This window comes from Hungatella sp. SB206 (assembly GCF_051132295.1).
GTDB classification, from domain to species: Bacteria; Bacillota; Clostridia; order Lachnospirales; family Lachnospiraceae; genus Hungatella; species Hungatella effluvii.
In genome coordinates this window covers 408,878-428,512 of the sequence record NZ_CP096603.1, presented here as the reverse complement: position 1 = coordinate 428,512, position 19,635 = coordinate 408,878, and the positions used below count along the sequence as shown (strand labels likewise).

Below are 19,635 nucleotides of genomic sequence, written 5' to 3'. Positions count from 1 at the left end.
TGGACGCTATGCATTGCATCACAATCGAGGCTACAACATTATGGTCAAATATTGACAATGTCGCTGTCATTACGTATAAAAATGACGATTCCGTGTATCAGTGCGCCCATTTTTATGATAACAACAGCGTCTGCCCTTCAAATTCATCGATTCTCCGGCTGTCCTAACAACTGGTTTTCATGATGGTTTATTTACCCGAAGGCGTTTACGCTTTTGGGTATTTTTATGTGATGGAATCATGTTCCTGTCACAAAAAAATCTGCCCTTTTCGGAAAATGGGTTCTATTATTCCATTTTTAGAAAGGTAGTTTTATCATGAATAAATTTAGGACATTTCTTGCCGGACATGGCTGCGGGCCCCGCGCCATTGTCTCCACTATTTTGATGTGTACAAAACAAATTTTTGACGGCGGCATCCTGTGTATCACAGGCGGATACCTTGTTTCTGCCGTACAGTTTGTCATGCTTATTTTTATCTGGACCGCTTTGGACCGGGAAGGTGCCGATTTAGGCGGCATGGCGTTAAATCAACTGATAACATACACTCTGATGTCGACCGTATTGCATCAGGAATTAAATATTGTTTCACCGGCTACCGCCTCGCTGTGGGAAGGTTCTGTCATTGGACGGTTTACCAGGCCGGTTCCCGTTCCCATAAGCTTTATCGCTGAGACGATCGGGCGATGGTGGATTCCGAACTTTCTGTTTTTCGGCCTCCCTCTGCTGATTATCGCCCCGTTTCTGGGCGTAAATCCGGCGCCGGCGGATTTGACATCCGGAGCTTTAGCGCTCATCAGTCTGGCACTTTCAGCTTCTCTGGGATTTGCCATGGACTTATTATTTGCCGCCTTTGCCATGTTCCTGAAAAATGGCTGCTGGGTGGCAAACAATATACGAGAGGCGGCATTTTCCCTCCTGTCGGGGGAAATGATCCCCTTCGCCCTGTTTCCCTGGGGACTGGATAAGGTCTTTTCCTTCCTCCCCTTTGGCTCCATCGCCCATGCGCCGCTCACGATCTATACCGGTACGGCCGCTGCTCCCTTAAGTACCATCGGGCTGCAGCTCGTCTGGAATATCGTTCTGTGGATTGCTGCGGCCAGGGTGTTCAAGAAAAGCAAAGAAAGGATGATCTCTTTTGGTGGATAATTTAAAAATACTTTTTCGCCTCTACAGGCAATACACAAAAATGGACCTTTTATGGTTCCTTCGGGACACTCGCTACTGTCTGCTTCAGATCGTTTCAGATACCATATGCGCTTGCTGCACCATCGCCGGCGTATTCCTGCTGTCCGAAAAATCCGGGGGCTTCGGCGGTATGAATCAGGCGGAGATCCTCTTTATGATGGGCTTCTCCACTCTCGTTGACGGAATTTATATGATGTTTTTTATTGGAAATAATACAGCCATGATAAGCCGTATTATCGGGCGAGGTCAACTGGATCACGTCATGATACAGCCAGTTCCCATATGGGCGGAGCTGCTGGCCCAGGGATTCTCCCCGCTTTCAGGAAGCAGCATGCTTATATGCGGGATTGGACTGACCACATATGCTGTCAGCCGGCTGCCCATATCCGTCACGATGCCATGGCTTATGCTGCTGCTTATTTATGCAGTAAGCGCTACAGCTCTGATTATCTCCTTTATGACCCTGCTGTCCTGCGCCGCATTTTACGCACCTGCAGCTGCCGAGGAGATCGCCCAGGTGGGCAAGGATTTATTTACATCTCTGAAGACTTATCCGTTAGGTACGATGAGCCATTCAGTAAGACGGCTGTTCCTGACCGTACTCCCAGTGGGACTGGCGGCCTGGTTTCCATCGGCGCTGCTTTTAAAGGCAGGCTACGGCGAATTTGACCTTCCCATGCTCCTGCAGGCATGTTATCTGCCGACAGCGGCGTTTGCATTGTCACTACTCACAATTTATGTATTTAAGAAAGGAATGAAATATTATGCAGTCAATGGTTCACCACGATACTCCGGCTTTGGTCATAGATAATGTTACAAAACAATACTCCCAATGGCAGAGAAGCGGTCACGCCCGGGATATCTTAAAAAATATGCTTCACCCACAGAAACGCATCATCACCGCTCTCGACCATCTTTCCTTTGAAGTGGCTCCGGGCGAGTTTGTCGCCTACGCCGGGGCCAACGGAGCCGGCAAGAGCACAACCATCAAGATTCTCTCCGGCATCTTGAGTCCTTCTGAGGGCACGGTATCCGTATCCGGTTTAAGCCCGGTCACTGACAGAATTGAGCTGATGCGCCATATCGGTGTACTGTTTGGACAGAGAACAGAGCTGTGGTGGGATCATCCCATCATTACCAGCTTTGAATGGAAAAAAGAGGTGTGGGGCATCCCGGAGGATATATATAAAAAGAACCTTTCCCTGGTGACAGAACTGCTCGACCTGGAAGACATCCTGCGCACCTTTGCCAGGGAACTGAGCCTGGGCCAGCGTATGCGGGCAGACATTGGAATGCTGCTGCTGCACGATCCTTCCGTCATATTTCTGGATGAGCCGACTCTCGGCCTCGACGTGCTGGCCAAACAGCAGATGATACATTTTTTAAAGGAAATTAACCGGGAATGCGGAACCACCATTGTCGTCACAAGCCATGACATGGATGATCTGGAGGAAATGGCGCAGCGGATTATTCTGCTCAACAAGGGGCAGATTGCATTTGACGGAAATTTTGACAAGCTCAGAAATACGGCCGGCGCCTGCTCACGCATTGTTGTCACCATGAAGAATCCAGGCTCTAAAAAGCAGTCTTTAACATCTGATAAAGCATTAACCGCTCCCACAATACCGGGGCTGCAGCTACTTTCTTCCAATGAGGGCATATACGAATATGAGTTTAACCGCAGCCAGACGGGAATCCATGAGGTTCTGGGTAATCTTGCGGAATTTCAGGGAATCGAAGATGTGGAAATCAGAAGAGCTCCTATTGAGGATGTGATAGCAAGACTGTATTTAAGCTGGAAAAAATCGTAGAAAGCAGAGAATAAAAGAAGTAGTCCACCTCCTTTCTACATAGAATGGAGGTGGTGCGGGTGAAATTTGATTTTAAGGACTTAATGACTTTTGGACTGTTCATCCTGGCATTGCTGACGTTCGTTTTTACGTTCTGTCGATAGTGCTTATTTAAAGCATAGAAAAACCACCCTCTACTTTGACAGGTCAGATGGTGGCATTTCTATGAATGTAACTTATTAACCGGGTCAACCACTTTGTGGGCGGTTGTTCCTTCTACATCTTTATTATAATCAATTTAAACCATGATTTCAAGCTTTTCCGAATCTCATTCTGGATTTTTCAGGCGGATTTTCAGCCATTTTTCTGAATCTTATTCTGAATTTCTCGTTCAGCACGTTACATTCAGTTCTTACCATTCACAATAAACGGAAGTCTTTCATAAATGAAGTTCCATTCTGCGGACTCTTCACCCCAAAGCAGGCGCATACTGACGCGCCTACATCCGAGAGCGTCTTTCTGGTGCCTGTTTCACGGCCGCTCATCCCCCTTTTATAAATGAGTAAAGGCACGCATTCCCTCGTATGACGGCTATGACCGATATCGGGATCATTGCCATGATCCGCCATGACCACCAGGATATCTTCTGCTGTCATTTCTTTCAGCACTGCGCCGATTCCCTGGTCTGCGATCTCAAGTATCTCCCGGTAAGCCGCCGAAGACTGTGAATGGCCTGCAAGATCAGTCTCCTGTACATTTGTACAGATAAAACCTTCTTCCATGTTCTTTACTGCCTGGACAGTAAGCCGCATCACCTCCCCTGTCGGCACACAGGAGATACTCACACCGCCGTCATTTGCCACAATATCTGCCACCTTACCGATAAGTGTGCAGTCAAATCCTGCGTTTGTCAGTATTGTAGGGGCCTGTACATTTTTATCCACTCCATAGCCCATATGCCTGCACTGATAGCCATGCTCATAGGATCTCGATTTTGCGGAGGCGATGCCGATATATTTTCCATACTTTATTTCTTCCGCATTCCACAAGTCATCCATTGTATTGCCAGTTCCGCCAAACACAATGACACGCCCCACGGTTACCACTTCACGGACCAGGCGGGCAATCTCCATTTCTTTATCAAACGACATAAAATCAAGCGGTGCAGTCACATTGTAACACATTCCCGGATCTGCCTCCAGATTGTCTGCCACAGTAGCATACTGATCGACCACCAGATATTTCAGTCCCTGCTTCTCGATCACGCGGACCTCATGACCGTTCTGTATCAAATGCCTTTTGACCTCTTCCGCCTTCTCCAAAAACGGATGAGCCTCCGGCTTTTTCGGCAGCGTTCCCATGATCTCCTGATGGCCCATAAATGTATCCGCGCCATAATGTATCAATTCGCACCGTCCGAAATTGGCAGCGGGGCTGAATTTCATATTCCTGCTTTCCCTTCCATATGCATTCATCAGCCCCATCCGTTCCAAAACCGGCAGCTTCATATCGGGACAGTCCTTTAAAATACTTTCCAGTGTATTGGCCGTTTCATCCCCCGGCCTCACGATATGGGCATCTCTCATGGCCCCTATTCCAAATCCATCCAGTACAATAACGATAAATCGCTTTCTCATTTTTCTCTGCCCGCGCTGTCATAGATTCCCTCAATCCTCGGCGCGCCCTTTCTAAGTCCGGTGACTAAAACGACGTCTGATCGGGTTACAAATATCTGATACCGGAATGCCATCACCACAGTTTGGCCGACAGGGCACTCTTTCGATAATCCAAAATGGTAATCAATGCTGTCATCCGAAGGCGGAATTACTTCCACGTGTCTTGCGCTTAGGAGATTTTCTCCCACTAACGCATTTTTCATATGGGAACGCCTGTAATGGCCGCCTCCAAAACAGTATCCGCGGCCTTCAAAATTATGTGATATTTCACTTATGTAAACCACGCATGGTTTCTCTGGCTGCTCATGAGCGGCATGCATGGGCGTCGTCCCGGAGAATCCGTGTCCCGGTTCGCCGCAATTCCCTCCGTCCTGCTTCATCCGTTCAATTGTCCGACAGCAGGTTGCAGATGGTGTATTGATGATACGGCAAATTATTCCCTGCGCCTCCAAAATGGCCGCCGCCTTTTTTACAGTCTGTAAATTAGCCGTAGGTATAATGTCATCCAGTTCTTCGTCATACAAGTAACAGGGAAAGGAAGTCACACCTGCGATTCTCACATGAGGGCTTGAACCAACGATACGGCTCACCAGTCCCTTCAAGGTATTCAGCTTAAAACCGGCAGTCTGGCCGGAATAGATCATATCTCCATCCCCATATACCCGCAAAAGAATCTCCTGGATTACCCCCAATTCCGACGCAGCCTGATCAATCTGCCGGATCTTCTCCTCAGAGTAGACCGTGATTACCTCCGGGCGGCAGGAGACAATCTGTCTCACTAAAGCCGTCGGTATCTGAACCAGATGTCCCACATTTCCGATGGGAATCCCATGCTCCATCATCACGGCAGCCTCTTTATAGTCAACTGCCACCGCGCCGGAGTATCCCAGGCGCATGAGTTCTCTGGCCAGATAGGGATTCCGTCCCAACTGTTTTAGCATAAAATAGAGTTTTACGTCATTTCGTTTGGAACACGCCAACATTTCGGCCGCATTTTGCAGAAAGGTATCCACATCGACGAGATAAGAATCCGGCGCTATTACTCCCTTTTGATGAAGGCTGAATGCCAGGCGTACCAGTTCGGAATTCCGTTTTACTGTTTGCTCCAGGAACATTTACACCACTCTTTCTACAGATTCTCTTATGATTCTCAAAATAGTGTCGGCTCCGGCTCTCATAGGATTAATACGTATCATCCGATGTTCCAGTTCCGGATCTGCCTTCCGAAACGTGCCGGATATCCGATAAAACATGGGTACCATCTCATATTTGGATTCCGCACCCACGGGATTGGGCGCAGCACCATATTTCTCAGCTTCCTCCAACACCTGTCCAGCGATATCTTCCCTGAACTCCACTAAAAGGACTTTAGACTGGGCGTTTGCCAGAAATGCCTGCTTTACCGCCGGTATTTCACCGCTGTTTAAGCGTCTGACACATTCCTCATTGACCTGCGCCTGAAGAGCCAGTGCTACCGGCGCATAAACCAGTCCATGCAGAACGTCGAGCGCTTCATGGCCCTGTACCTGCATACCGCCGGAATAGCTCTCTTTAACCAGCCTTTCAATCAATTCTTGTTTTCCAACGATTACGCCTACACCTTCAGGACCCAGCAGTTTAAATGCAGAAAAACAGGAAAGATCCGCTCCGCACTGTACACCAATCTCTTTTACCTTCATGGCCGCATAATTGTCGTCGGTCAGCACAGGGATGTTCGCAGTCTCTTTTATTACACGTACCACCTCATGCATATTGTAACGGTCTTCCGGCAGCTGTCTCGTATACTGAACCAGCGCTCCCCTGATATCCGGATTCTCTATCAGAACCCGGCGAAGCTCTTCCAGTTTATTAAAATCGGCTTCCACTGCGTCAATTCCCATCATTTCGAGAGAAGTCGCCGTAGTATTATAGACAGGCGCCCTGTGTACCAGGATACGGTCGCCAGACCTCATCATGGAATGGAGTCCAAAACGAATTGCGGCACTTCCCGCCCCCCGTACCAGAATACACGCCTCCGCGCCAAATACATTGGCAATCACCTTTTCGGCCTTCCAGGTAGTCACGGGTTTATTAAGGCCCATGACAACACCCAAATCTCCCCTTGTCAGCAATTCATGCCCCTCAAATACTTTTGTCATGCAGTCCACCACAAAAAATTGAAGCCTGACTGCTTCTTCCATGGACATGCTCTGTAACGGATATGTCTGCATCATTTCTCCTTTCTGCCTGTACTGCATTACGCTGATCGCAGATGCTATGTGACCTTAATTGTGCAATGCAGTATCCGGTTTCTCAATTACACATGACTTCTTTCGCAAGCCTTACAATTACCGGAACCACCGTTTTCGATATGGAAGGAGTAAATCCAAATGCTTTCTTTCCCGATTCCAGTGCCTTTCTAATGGCATTTTCATCCGCATCGGCTACTGTCATACACGTTCCATAGCCCAGAATGGCAATGGCCATCGCAAGCGCACCTCCGCCTCCAGTCATACATGCTCCCAGATATAAATCGGCCTTCCCGCCCTTTACATCCATAGCCGCAGCCACATCGTCCTTGATGACGACTTCACCTTCATCTCCCATGGCCGTGACTGCCAGTTCTTTTATCTCTTCTTTTCCCATCTGTCCGCCAATTACTATCTTCATGCTGACTGCTCCTTTCACGCGTCACTGTATAATATTAAACGCTGTACAAACCTACAACTGCCAGTACATTGACCAGAACTCCTACTGCGATTACGGCAATTGGCCCTACCGCCATCCGCACAATCGGTTTCTTAAAATACTCATTCATGACAAAGAAACCGCCGACTACCAAAAAGCCAAATCCAGGTGCCATGCCCTCCGCTGCCGACATGGAGCCCACCAGTATGGCCACCTCCAGTAACTTGGTCATCGCAACACGGATACTGTCAGCTGATTTTTTTATACTTGGAACCTTATCAAACAGTTTTGCAACTACTGCCAGAGACAATGCCTCCAGAGACATTACCACTGCACCAAATACCGCTGCCAGTACTCCATTCGGTGCCAAAAGACCTACTGTTGCTGTAAATCCAAATCCATCCGTCACGAAAGTACCTGTTGTCAGAGAAGTCAATGCCTTTAATGGAATAAAGGATAATGCTCTCGCGAAGCTGATGCTGACTGCTGAAGAAATATTTCCATCCTTTAACGCAACCAGAGACTGTGGACCTTCCATCAGGAGGTGCATATTGCAGGCAAGTCCATAGATTGCGCCCATAATGGCAATCCAGATAATGTTCTTTCTGATATTCTTTACACGATCTCCAAAAATAGAAGCCAGATTTCCTGTTGATTCGGATTTATCCCTTACTGCAAATACAATAATAAGAACAAGGCCGGTTAGCAGGGCAACACCATCAGCAATATCTCCTTTTCCTATAAATACCATGATCTGCCGAAGCATCACAGATACAACCAGCGATGCAAGACCCTTTTTCCAACCGTAATCCATAGTAATCACAACACATGGGAATGCAATAAACGCAGAAATAACCGGGCCTGAAATATTCTGCCATGCATCAAATACATTAACCGGCAGAGCCTGCATCATATTGACAAACCCCTGGAGACCTGCCAGCAGCAGCACTCCGTACAGACCGCCTACCAGAACGGAAAGACCCGCACCAATCAGACTCTCTTTGTCCAGATACCATTTTTCAATATTCTTTGCTGGGAAGAAAATGCCGATAACATCGGTTCCCAGCCATAGAGAATGGACAAGTATAATGGGTGACATAATAGAATACGGTATTCCAAATCCAATGACCAGACCGAAACTTAAGGCAAACGTCGTCGTTGCAAATTCCAGCCTTGTCATACGTCCCTCTCGGTATTCCGGAACAACCGGTCTTACCGCATCATTAAAAACCGCAATACCCCTGTTAGCTAAAAGTGCCCCAAAAGCGCCGGCTAAAAATATAACTATATAACGCATATTTTTCCCTCCTAAAATTTATAGTTTTCAAAACTCCCATATGTAAATGCATTTCTTGCCTTTTTATTTTGCGTTTACTTCTCTCTTTTATTATACAATTCTTCCTATCCTTCTTTTCCTGTCCCCATCTTTTTCTCCTTCTCTTTTACATTTTATTTACTGAAGTATCTCATCCCCGTCAGCATACGCTTTACGTTAGTGCATTACTGTCTTACAACCTTCCAAACCATCACATAAACAGGTTACATAGATGAACCGTTAAAAAATCCTTTTCCGTATCTGGAAATTCCAAATCAGTCTGATTCAGCATGTTTGTCAGAAAATCCAATGCACTGCCATAAACTGGCTCCTGCTTCACTGTCTCTAAAATCTGGCCGTCCAGCGGCTTTTCCTCCTTTCCCTCTAATATCCTCTGCCCGGCCATGGCCAGATGCGTAATAAACATAGCAGCCCTGTCACTGTCTGCCTCCGGTTTTTGATTAATCAGCAGCTTCACCACTGTTTTCGAATAATCAGAAATGCTCTGTGTTATGACACCGTTGCTTAAAAGAATCTCGAGACGCTGATTTAAGGATTCCTCCAGATTCATAATACTCCTCCTTCTTAATATACAATATTTTGTACATTGATATAAAATATTTCTGCTATACTCTTTTTGACGGCTATATGCCAATCAATTGCGTTACGGCTATTCGTACACCTGAACGCTGAATTATTTGCTACCACCATCAAAGGCAAACTCGCAGTTTGGCTGTTGGTTATATGGTATAAATATCACGTTGTTACTTATATTGTATAGATACCGCGGCTGTAATCCTCGCGATATCTATACTACGGCTAACCAGTTGCATTACCAATAAAACAATATCCTGACATACTGATGCAGGATATTCGTATCCACTGAAATTATTTCTTTTACATCAGAAAAATGGCTCCCGCCTCTTCTCTCTGACCTCAGAAAGAATTCCCAGTACGCGTTCCACACTTATATATTTTTTAAGCAGTGCCTTCAATGCTTCGTCACCTGTTTTTATCACCAGGACAGCAGTCGAAAAAGAATTATTATAGTCTGTTTCAGCCAATGAAACCACTTTGAGCCTGTCGTGATGATTTTCCAACACGTCGTCATAGTTCCATACACCAGCATCTATGGTACCATCTATCAGAGCGCCAATCGTCTGCTGTGTCCTGATCGGTATCAATGTTATCTTTTTTCCCTTGACGATATTATCCGTAATCCTGCTTTGGTCAAGGGACTTGCTGTCGTATGCAACCTTCATTCCATCACAGATACCATCTTTTGATTCATCAGCCAATAAGAGCACGTGTTTTGAAAGAAAACTACCCTGTCCGAAATCAAAGGCTATCTCTATCTTCTTGCCGCTGCTTATGGATTGTTCCGCTGCATAGCGGGAACAAATGGCAAACTGATAGGTTCCCGACTCCACAAGTTCAATTCTTCCAACTGCACCCCTCGCATAAGCCATATTAAAGTTAAGTTCATCCAGTTCCGAGTAAATAGCTGTAGCAAATCCCTCATAAGTTAAAGAATATGGCAGCGGCATGATACCCAACAGCTCTTTTCTCATACAGTTTTCCTGTAATTTGCGGTAATTCAGCTTCTCTATATAGGTTCCCTGATGCCCATGATGCTCAAGCACCACTGCACCACACTCTTTTAGATATGTAAACGCATTCTGAACAGTCCCCCTGGACACTCCAAACTTTTCCTGATACTCGGAGATAGGCTGTATTCTGTCACCCGTATTCTTGGACAGTAAGTCCAACGCCAGCAGACTTTTGGCTAATCCTGTTTTTTGATATAAAATGCTCTTTCCAACTTCATATCCCATCTAAATACCTGCTTTTTTGTTGTCATCTACAATATTCAATATTTTGTACATTCATACAATATCACATTCGCCAAACAATGTCAACAATAATCCCATTACATCTTTGTTTTTTCACAGCATATCCACTAATTTTGTTTAGTTAATTGGAATTATATTAAACTGATCATCTTCCTCAGAAGGCCGTTACTGAATTTGGGGTTAAAGATTCTTCCAAATATAGCCAAAATAATCATTCAGAACACAAAGCATTCTGCGTAAAACCAGAATATTTAAGACTGGGTCATTATCTCTTCCCTATGCTTCAAACATAATACATTAATCGTATTAAATAATCGGTAAAACGCAGCATTATAAAAAACCATGCATAAATTATTAAAAAGCTATAGTGGCAGGGGCTGATGGTTAATAACGATAATTTTATTAAAAACCAACCTCATCAAGATGGACTGAAAAAATTAACTCCAGATAACTAATAAAAGCTTCTATCTTTATTGGGTTTTATGAAATAATGGCAGACTGTTCGATCTTAAATTCTATAAACTATTCAGAAATGGGCATAGAATTGGGCATAACTATTGCTGAATATAATAATTCCAACCTAACTCAAATATTTATTTTCACTATAAACAAACTCATTCTTTTTCGTCTTTATACACACCATTTTTTAAAAAACAGCTTCTGGTAAACACCATTCCTCTTATCGTGGCCAGAATACACTCCTGCTCTTTAACAGAAAGCTTTCCAGACTCTTCAAGGATTAATTCCGGACGGTTCTTCTCCTGATCTCTTTCTATGGACTGCAATCCTACACCCTCCGCCTTTGGCTTTTGACTTGATAAATCTTTTTTATGTTTTATAAATACATGCTATCATGTTTCAATCACATTGTCAAGACGTTTATCCGTCTTATCAATACATTTATGTCTTGACAAATCATTTTTACCGTGTTAAGATTAGTTATCAGGATTTTTAGTACATTGTTTATACATGATTAATTACTGTTACTGACCTCTATTACGGTACTCACATTGTATTTTCAACACATGCGTTACTGTATACATAAACTACCATGGTTGATAAGCTTCCCATTTGTGTTTAACCTGTACCTCCAAAGTAATCGTAATCACATGCGCCTGACATGTAACATGTATTCCCGTTTAACAAAATCTACGAGAATTCCCCCAGCCTCCATAGGTGGGAGATGAATCGAAAAAAAACTTAGCGGCAGTGGCGGGCAGATATCCCCCACTGACATGAGGTCAAAACAATCCGGGCAACCGAATAAAATGGTAGCATAGCTACCATGTCATTCTGGGTTTTGTATTCTGGACTCAGAATGTGGATTGAAATTTTTGAATCGTTGGAAATTGCACTGTACATTATTCATATCACAGATAAAGTCTGAACGAAACCAATAAGTACAGGATTCACAGAATTTTATGAAGTGTTTTATTAATCTAAATTAAATGGCGGATTGGCGCATGTCCTACCATCTTATCGATTATGGCGCAGCGCCTACGCGGAATGGAGTATCAAATGGGAATAGGTGCCCGTCTCAAACAGGCCCGCAGTTCAAAAGGGTATACACAGAATTCTCTTGCTGATGCAATTGGTGTCTCCCGCGGTGTCATCACAAACATTGAACACGAAAAAGCAGAACCACAAATGCTCGTCATTCGGGGAATCTGTTACGAACTGGGAATTAACAGCTCGTGGCTTCTTCAGGGTGAAGGCCCCATGGAATCAGAAAAAGACGCGGAAAGAAGTGCTCATCTTCTTGCCGAGATCTATCATTTATCTACCTTACTTTCAAAAGAAGAACAGGATTATGTCCTTGATATGATTAAGACCTTTCAGAAACACAAAGAAAGTCTCCGTAACAACAACGATATGCCAAAAGAAACGGAGCCACAGTAATCTGCATTATTTTTATTTCTTATTTATCTTTGCATACTATCTCTTATTCACTACAGTTTTTAAGAAAAGCAGAGCTGCCGGCCGGCAGCTCTACTATAAAAGCTATATTCCTTTTTATATTAATTCCTAAGGCCATACTCTTGCCCAACTGTTACAGGCAGCTGCAGCTCTGTTACAAAACGTGTAGTATCGTTTGTCATTCCCGCATCCACTAACGTAATTTCAATAGAATTTCCGGCCAGTTCATAGCCTCTAACTTTCATTTCAGACAAAAGTTTTTCATAGTAGACTGATGACTGCGTATGCGTCCCACAATACCTAAGTATTAGGTATCTTCCGCCCGGAATATCCACTGCCTCTCCGTCATAGACATCTCCAGGTTCCAGCACAACAAATATGGAGCAAAACTCATCGAATTTATGTGACATCACATGACGCATTGAAATGGACACGCCCACCTTCCCCAAAAACATGGCAGCCTCCAATTGCGTCTGCCGTTCCAGCTGGCGGATAGAATATTCCAGATCATCCGTGGCCGGAATTTCCGTCCGCAGCATAGCCAGCTTTCTGTCCGGCAGAGTAACCTCCTCCACCTGGTTATATATGGTATACAGTGCATCATGAAGCTGTGAGAGACGTTCACTGATCTTGTGCTCTATGCGTTCCAATTCTCTGCGTTTTACAAGAACCTCCTGCTGCTGCTCTTTCAGAATCTCCATCATCTGACCGATATCCTTATTTTCAAAAAAACGCATAATTTTAGCCAGGGGCATATCAAGTGCTCTTAGATACTTAATTGTATTAAGGCGCTCAAACTGCCCGGTAGAATAGTAACGGTATCCTGTCATGGGGTCCGTATACTCCGGACGGATCAATCCTATTTCATCGTAATAACGCAGCGTTTTCGCATTAATACCGAACAGCTTCGCCATCTCGCCGATAGTAAATAATTTATTCATGGGACTGCCCCTTTACTCCATACATTTTCTCAATCATAGCATACCGTTTTTTCAATGTCCAGCCTCTTAGCTGTCGCCCTCATCGTTCATAATCTATTTCGTTACAGTACACTCCCCACCAGGGGCACCGCAGTCCGGTTTGGCCGGGCAGGCTTCCTCAGCCTTTCCTGTGACTTTGCAGAGTATTAGAAGTTCTTAACGCGCAAAATTTTTCGTTCAGGTGAAATTCCCACTTGTCTGAGCGCAGCGAGTTTGAAATTTCACCTTGTTTTTAGAAAAATTCTGCACGTTTAGAATTTCTTATGCCCGAAACCGGAACTGGAAAGGCTGAGGAAGCCTGCCCGGCCAAACCGGACTGCGGTGCCCCTGGTGGAGAGTGAACTGTAACTCTATTTCTCCATTTTTTTGCCTAATACATAAGTAACTCCAAAGGCAACCGTTACTGCAAGGCCCATGACTACAATAGCCCAAATCAAATTAGCTGAAGTACCATCAGGATTGATATACGCCGGTATAGAGATAAAACCTGGCGTAGAGATTACATACTGGGTCATCCCCACCAATCCGGCCAATAGTCCGCCGATTCCGCCTCCAACCATGGCGCCGATTAAAGGATACTTCTTAGTAAACAACACTCCGTAGACCCCTGGCTCAGTAATTCCACACAGCGCAGTAATCCCTGCGCCAGTAGCCACACTTCTGTCATTAATGTCCTTTGCAATCAGCGCAGCCGCCAGACAGGCTCCCCCTACGGCAACATTAGCCGGAGCCATGCCGGTACAGATCAGCGGATCAGATCCAACCTCTGCCAACAGAGCAAATACAATAGGATAAGTCGCATTATTCATACCAAAGAAAACCATCAACGGCGTCGTTATACCGATAATCATAACAGCAACCGGCGGAGCCGCACGATAGATGGCAAATACACCGTTTGCCAGCCATGTTCCCATCAGATTACCAATAGGGCCTAACACAATTAAAGTCACAGGCACTGTGATCAGCATAGTAATCAGCGGTACAAAGATAGTTCGCAGATACACGGGAACTACCTTAGAAAGGAAGCGGTATACGACTGCCATAAAAAGCACGCCCAATATAACCGGAAATACTGTAGAATTATAACTAATCTGCTGAATAGGAATACCAAGGAAATTAAGCCCCTCTGCATTGTTAATAGTGGAGAACAGCAGTATTGCCCCCAAAAAGGCCCCTAGAAAGCCATTGGACTTCAGTCGGTTTGCTGCAGAAAAGCCTATGAAGACTGGCAGGAAGTAAAATGTCGCCTGGTTAATCGCATAGATAACTGTATAAGTCCCCGACTCTGTGGATACTCCAAAGAATGCGGTCAGCAGCGTCAATACGGCCCCGGTAAGACCGCCAGCTATTAACACGGGAATAACAGGAGAAAAGGTTCCACCAATAAAAGACATAATGGTATTCATTACATTTCCCTTTTTCGCTTCCGTATCCTGCTTTAATGCAGCGGCGTCTGTAACTTCTCCGTCAGTCTTAAGCCCCTCATGTTTAATAAATTCTGCATACAAATTTGGAACATCCTGACCGATGACAAACTGATATTCACCATTTTGTACTACCAGGTTCAGAACTCCCAGTATTTTTCCTGCTTCCTCTCTGTCTAATTTGCTTCCGTCTAAAAGCTGTACGCGCAAACGAGTCATACAGTGACTAATGCGGGAGATGTTATTTTCACCACCGCACACCGCGATGATCGAGTTACAGATTTCCGCATAATTCTTTTTAACCATGTTGGTACCCCCTCTTATTGTTTATTCTGCCTTATTTTTAGCAAAATTACGCCACTGTGACATATCCGTTCCCCATTCCTGACCGTTAGAGTGTATTAATGTGGAATACCAGTCAAACGAGTCCTTTTTAATCCGTTTCATATCCCTTAAGTCATCGTCGGTCCTGTTTACAAAGACCAGACCATAACGCTTTGCCATGCCGTTTCCAGTGCTGAGAAGATCGGTAAAGGACCATGGATTAAATCCGAATACCTCTACCCCATCCTGTATCGCCAGACCTACATTATAAACATACTCTCTAAGATAATCAATACGGGCCTGATCATGGATCTTACCATCTTCTCCCAGCTCTTCATGAGCACCATAGCCCGCTTCCGTTATAACCATCGGCAGGTGGTAGTGATCCCACAGGTAACGCAGTGAATAGCGCATGCAGACTGGATCAATATGCCAGTCCCAATCCGTCACTTCTACGTAAGGATTTCTGGCCAGCGCATATTCACCTGGCAAGTTAGGATATACGAATTCCCCTTTGATACCGGATTTATTAAGACCGATTTCCTGCTTATAGCTGTCATCGGGGGCCATTCCCACATCAGATCGGTAGCAGTTAACCGCGATAAAATCGATTTTCGCCTGGGCTATTAATTCCATATCGCCAGGCCGAATATCCGGATCGATATCATTAACCTTCCAGTAATTTTTTACAAAACTGCTGTACTCGCGGAATACATATAAGTCATCCCAGATTTTCTGCGTCAGTTCCTCCGCATTCATGGCACCTATCTGATCCTCCGGCCGGCAGGAATAAGGATAAATCGGCACGTATCCAGGTACTGGACCGATTTTTCCATCTTCAACCAGCTCATGGCAGGCGACAACGGCTTTGGAGTGACACAAATTCATAATGTGGTTTATCTGCCACTTTTCCTTAAACCAGTCTGTGCAGCCCTTGGATACACCTAACCAGTCACCATAGACAATCTGCATATTCTGTTCATTAATAGAAAGCCAGTATTTTACACGGTCCCCGAAGTTCTCAAAGCAGACACGGCAATAGTAATCGAATTCATCAATAATAGCCCGATTATGCCATCCACCATACTTTTCATCTACCCAGCATGGCATATCATAGTGATACAATGTGATAATCGGAGTAATCCCTGCCTCCAGCAATTCATTGATCAGGTTATTATAAAATGCGATTCCCATAGGATTTACCTCACGGTCAGCCGCTGGAATTACACGGGACCAGGAAATCGAAAAACGGTAGCTGGTAAAGCCACACTCCTTCATCAACGCTACATCCTCTTTATAATGGTGGTAGTGATCAGATGCTACCGAGTTATCTGCATAAGGTTTCTTGGTTTGAGAATTCAAATCAATAATCGCGGGAGTACGGCCATCTTCAGCGGTTGCCCCCTCTACCTGCCATGCTGCGCTGGATGCTCCCCATAAGAATCCTTCCGGAAATACCGGGTTCTTTGAATACTTCATAAAATATGTCTCCTTTCAAAATTCGATTTTTGCTTTTTACGTTTGGTTCATATAAACAGTGTACCAAAGAAGCGAAAACGATGGGGTTCAACATTTGAATCCACATTTTGTGAAAAACACTACATTTATGGAAAGTCGAATAAGAATTTATTGTGAATATCGATGACAGAATAAAAAACCTGTGATATGATTTGGCTATGAATACAGATAAAATCCAAAACAAATTCAGTTTAAGTTATTTTAATTTAATGACGTCTTTATTGGCAGTCCTAAATTCCAATGAAGATGATGATACGAACCTGGTGTTGGCAAGATATTTACTGGAACATTTTCATGAATTGAAAAACCTGAGTATCTATGATGTGGCGGAGGAATGCTATGTTTCCCGAAGCAGTATTCAACGATTTGCCAAACTGATCGGTTACGAAAGCTTTACTGCCATGAAACAGAATGCACCAATTACCCGACAGCACATGGATGCCTTTGTTCAGTATGCCTGCCATCCGGAATTCGACCAGTATCTTCGTATTTCCATGGATGATATGATGCAGGATATCAATGAGATGTTCCTGGCCCAGAATCTCGAAGTGCTGGTAAAACGCATCCACGACAGTGAACAGGTCGTTATCCTGGCTGCGGATCTGTCTAGTTATCCAGCGAAGGTACTGCAGCAGGGACTGGCTGCGATCGGTAAACTGATTCGTATTGTTACAGATGCCTATCCTGATACTGCTCTCCTGCAAAATCTAAAGCCTGAAGACCTGGTTATTGTTACCTCAACCACCGGCAATTACGCCATAGCTACGCTCTCCGACCTGCAGAACGTCCACGCCTGCAAAGTGCTGATTACCCTTAATCATTCCGAAAAATTTGAGTCCTGCTATGACAATGTGATTTATCTCAGTCACAAATTTCATTCCAGTGACCGCATTACCGAGGGCATTCAAAATGTATACACCCGATACGGCGTAAGTTATTTCTTTGACCTGTTGTTTAATCTCTATATTGAGAAAGTTAATACTCTGCCCTCTTCCCATCCCCACTCTATTTTGATAAAATAGATCCAGAATAATAAAAATAAAAGAAAGAAGGTACTAATATTATGAAAGATCCAAATTGCGCATACTGTATGCAGGGAGAACTGGTCGCAAAATTTGGTTATCCTGTCTGCGAGATGGAAACCGGCGTTTTATATTTATTCAAGGAACAGAGCAAACGCGGCAGAGTTATTCTCGCGTATAAAGAACACGTCAGTGAATTGATCGATATCAGCGATGATGAACGCAGCGCATTTTTTGCTGACGTTGCCAAGGTCTCCAAGGCTGTACACAAGGTATTTAATCCTGACAAAGTGAACTATGGTGCTTACGGAGATACTGGCTGCCATCTTCATATGCACATCGTGCCCAAATACAATGGCGGGGATGAATGGGGCGGAACATTTGCCATGAATCCAGACAAGGTGTATTTAACTGATGAAGAGTATGAAGACATGGCTGTTGCGATTCGCGCCGCATTATAATTGATAAACCAAAAAGGAAGTGTGGAATCCATGTTAGATGACATCAGAAAGCAGGCGGCCGATGCCGCTGCAGAATTATTGGAAGCCGCTCATTTAAAAGAACACGATCTTGTCGTTATCGGTTGTTCTTCCAGTGAAATTGCAGAATACTGCATCGGCTCTCACTCCAGCGAGGAGATCGGCGAAGCAGTATACACCGCTATTTATCAGATCATGTCTTCTCACGGCATTGACATAGCTGCCCAGTGCTGTGAACACCTAAACCGGGCTCTGGTCCTGGAAGCAGAAGCTGCCGCACGCTATGGATATGAACCAGTGAATGTAGTTCCTCAATTAAAGGCCGGCGGCTCTTTTGCCACTGCGGCGTACCATACTTTACAGCATCCGGTGGCAGTGGAACATATCCAGGCAGCCGCCGGCATTGATATCGGAGATACTCTGATCGGCATGCATTTAAAAGCCGTTGCGGTTCCCGTGCGCATCGCCACCAAATACGTAGGTGCCGCCCGCGTTGTCTGCGCGCGAACCAGGCCTAAATTTATTGGCGGAGAGCGGGCCCATTACAATCCTGAACTAATGTAAGATACCGCAAGGCTAAGAAAATAACAGCCGTTTATTGAAAGCGAGGCAGCATATGGATACTGAATTTATAAACTTGACGACAGAGAACCTTGCCAATGAGCATTTATGCTGTATTATCCGCAGTAAAAAACCCCATCCCGGTGTTGAGGCAAAGCGCCAATGGCTTTCAGACCGGCTGAATGAAGGTCATGTTTTTAGAAAGTTAGATGCAAAGGCTACAGTTTTTATCGAATATGCGCCTCTTGAAACAGCATGGGTTCCTATAAATGGGGACAACTATCTGTATCTTTATTGCTTATGGGTTACTGGCAGTTACAAAGGAAAAGGATATGGGAAAGTTCTGATGGAATATTGTCTGGCTGATGCCAAGGAAAAAGGAAAATCCGGTATTTGCATGTTAGGGGCGAAAAAACAAAAATCCTGGCTTTCCAACCAGGCATTTGCAAAAAAATTCGGCTTCGAAGTTGTCGATACTACCGACAATGGATACGAGCTGCTTGCTCTTTCTTTGGATGGGACAACTCCAAGATTTGCACCAAATGTCAAAACCCCTGGAATCGAAAGTAAAGAACTGACCATTTATTATGATTTGCAATGTCCCTATATTCATCAAAATATCGAGATGATTAAGCAGCATTGTGAAGAGAGTAAGATTCCCGTATCTTTTATTCAAGTAGATACGCTCCAAAAAGCAAAGGAACTTCCTTGTGTATTCAATAACTGGGGTGTGTTTTATAATGGTAATTTTGAAACAGTAAACCTGCTGGATATCAACTATTTAATGAGAATACTAAAAAAATAACAAATGATCCAGTATGTCAAAAAGGATCCCGCCACATTGTCTGACAAGTGGCGGAACCCTTTCCGATATTTCTTGAATATTTAATTCTTTGTAGATTTCTGATTTTCTGTTATTTCCAA

Annotated in this window: 20 protein-coding genes; 9 read left to right on the top strand and 11 right to left on the bottom strand. The window is 44.5% G+C overall.

The annotated features are described in order from the left end of the window. The first annotated feature begins 8 nt into the window (after window positions 1–8). The 4 genes from M1L66_RS02030 (at window position 9) to M1L66_RS02015 (ending at window position 2,996) form a co-directional block, all read left to right on the top strand. Window positions 9–167, top strand: a complete 159-nt coding sequence (locus M1L66_RS02030; RefSeq protein ID WP_187023420.1) for a hypothetical protein — start codon at window positions 9–11, stop codon at window positions 165–167. Between the two features lie 148 nt (window positions 168–315). Continuing rightward, on the top strand, window positions 316–1,146 hold the full coding sequence (locus M1L66_RS02025) for a hypothetical protein (protein ID WP_434690505.1): 831 nt from the start codon (window positions 316–318) through the stop codon (window positions 1,144–1,146). Window positions 1,147–1,186: 40 nt separating this feature from the next. Further along, window positions 1,187–1,996, top strand: a complete 810-nt coding sequence (locus M1L66_RS02020) for an ABC-2 family transporter protein (protein WP_434690502.1) — start codon at window positions 1,187–1,189, stop codon at window positions 1,994–1,996. Beyond that, complete coding sequence (locus M1L66_RS02015) at window positions 1,950–2,996, top strand: ABC transporter ATP-binding protein (protein WP_187023417.1); 1,047 nt, start codon at window positions 1,950–1,952, stop codon at window positions 2,994–2,996. The genes M1L66_RS02020 and M1L66_RS02015 overlap by 47 nt, the downstream gene beginning before the upstream one ends. 398 nt (window positions 2,997–3,394) lie before the next feature. Here M1L66_RS02015 and M1L66_RS02010 read toward each other — a convergent pair whose 3' ends face one another. The 8 genes from M1L66_RS02010 to M1L66_RS01975 form a co-directional block, all read right to left on the bottom strand. Continuing rightward, entirely contained in the window at window positions 3,395–4,612 is a 1,218-nt protein-coding gene (locus tag M1L66_RS02010) for a phosphopentomutase (RefSeq protein ID WP_434690500.1), read from the bottom strand. Then, complete coding sequence (locus tag M1L66_RS02005; protein WP_187023415.1) at window positions 4,609–5,766, bottom strand: YhfX family PLP-dependent enzyme; 1,158 nt, start codon at window positions 5,764–5,766, stop codon at window positions 4,609–4,611. Before M1L66_RS02005 ends, M1L66_RS02010 begins: the two co-directional genes overlap by 4 nt. Then, complete coding sequence (locus M1L66_RS02000; protein ID WP_432764200.1) at window positions 5,767–6,864, bottom strand: aminotransferase class V-fold PLP-dependent enzyme; 1,098 nt, start codon at window positions 6,862–6,864, stop codon at window positions 5,767–5,769. A 79-nt stretch (window positions 6,865–6,943) separates the two neighbouring features. After that, window positions 6,944–7,300, bottom strand: coding sequence for a DUF2620 family protein (locus M1L66_RS01995; protein ID WP_110326859.1), 357 nt, complete (start codon window positions 7,298–7,300; stop codon window positions 6,944–6,946). A gap of 34 nt (window positions 7,301–7,334) precedes the next feature. Next, complete coding sequence (locus M1L66_RS01990) at window positions 7,335–8,615, bottom strand: YhfT family protein (protein WP_434690497.1); 1,281 nt, start codon at window positions 8,613–8,615, stop codon at window positions 7,335–7,337. Between the two features lie 229 nt (window positions 8,616–8,844). Then, complete coding sequence (locus M1L66_RS01985) at window positions 8,845–9,204, bottom strand: PRD domain-containing protein (RefSeq protein WP_187023414.1); 360 nt, start codon at window positions 9,202–9,204, stop codon at window positions 8,845–8,847. Window positions 9,205–9,535: 331 nt separating this feature from the next. Beyond that, window positions 9,536–10,468, bottom strand: coding sequence for a GntR family transcriptional regulator YhfZ (gene yhfZ, locus M1L66_RS01980; protein WP_187023413.1), 933 nt, complete (start codon window positions 10,466–10,468; stop codon window positions 9,536–9,538). 632 nt (window positions 10,469–11,100) lie between these two features. Continuing rightward, entirely contained in the window at window positions 11,101–11,271 is a 171-nt protein-coding gene (locus M1L66_RS01975; protein WP_002605653.1) for a hypothetical protein, read from the bottom strand. Window positions 11,272–11,992: 721 nt separating this feature from the next. Between M1L66_RS01975 and M1L66_RS01970 the strand changes: the two genes are divergently transcribed. Beyond that, window positions 11,993–12,385 (top strand): helix-turn-helix domain-containing protein, encoded by a 393-nt coding sequence (locus M1L66_RS01970; RefSeq protein WP_434690494.1) that lies wholly within the window; start codon window positions 11,993–11,995, stop codon window positions 12,383–12,385. 119 nt (window positions 12,386–12,504) lie between these two features. Here the strand turns inward: M1L66_RS01970 and M1L66_RS01965 are convergent, their stop codons facing one another. The 3 genes from M1L66_RS01965 to M1L66_RS01955 all read right to left on the bottom strand — a co-directional run bounded on the left by M1L66_RS01965 (window position 12,505) and on the right by M1L66_RS01955 (window position 16,610). After that, the gene (locus M1L66_RS01965; RefSeq protein ID WP_434690491.1) at window positions 12,505–13,344 is read right to left on the bottom strand and encodes a MerR family transcriptional regulator; all 840 of its coding nucleotides are present in this window, start codon (window positions 13,342–13,344) and stop codon (window positions 12,505–12,507) included. Window positions 13,345–13,733: 389 nt separating this feature from the next. Then, window positions 13,734–15,113: a PTS transporter subunit EIIC gene (locus M1L66_RS01960; RefSeq protein WP_434690489.1), complete on the bottom strand. Its 1,380-nt coding sequence runs from the start codon at window positions 15,111–15,113 to the stop codon at window positions 13,734–13,736. Between the two features lie 21 nt (window positions 15,114–15,134). After that, window positions 15,135–16,610 (bottom strand): glycoside hydrolase family 1 protein, encoded by a 1,476-nt coding sequence (locus tag M1L66_RS01955; protein ID WP_025531956.1) that lies wholly within the window; start codon window positions 16,608–16,610, stop codon window positions 15,135–15,137. Window positions 16,611–16,870: 260 nt separating this feature from the next. On the opposite strand from M1L66_RS01955, the gene M1L66_RS01950 reads away from it, so the two are divergent. Genes M1L66_RS01950 through M1L66_RS01935 form a run of 4 tightly spaced genes read left to right on the top strand, consistent with a single transcriptional unit; the run spans window position 16,871 to window position 19,516 of the window. Further along, window positions 16,871–17,671, top strand: coding sequence for a MurR/RpiR family transcriptional regulator (locus M1L66_RS01950; protein WP_187023409.1), 801 nt, complete (start codon window positions 16,871–16,873; stop codon window positions 17,669–17,671). Between the two features lie 41 nt (window positions 17,672–17,712). Next, window positions 17,713–18,132, top strand: coding sequence for an HIT family protein (locus M1L66_RS01945; RefSeq protein ID WP_002605659.1), 420 nt, complete (start codon window positions 17,713–17,715; stop codon window positions 18,130–18,132). Window positions 18,133–18,162: 30 nt separating this feature from the next. Then, window positions 18,163–18,714, top strand: a complete 552-nt coding sequence (locus M1L66_RS01940; protein WP_207729195.1) for a TIGR01440 family protein — start codon at window positions 18,163–18,165, stop codon at window positions 18,712–18,714. 52 nt (window positions 18,715–18,766) lie between these two features. Continuing rightward, window positions 18,767–19,516: a GNAT family N-acetyltransferase gene (locus M1L66_RS01935; RefSeq protein WP_187023408.1), complete on the top strand. Its 750-nt coding sequence runs from the start codon at window positions 18,767–18,769 to the stop codon at window positions 19,514–19,516. The last annotated feature ends 119 nt before the right edge of the window (window positions 19,517–19,635 follow it).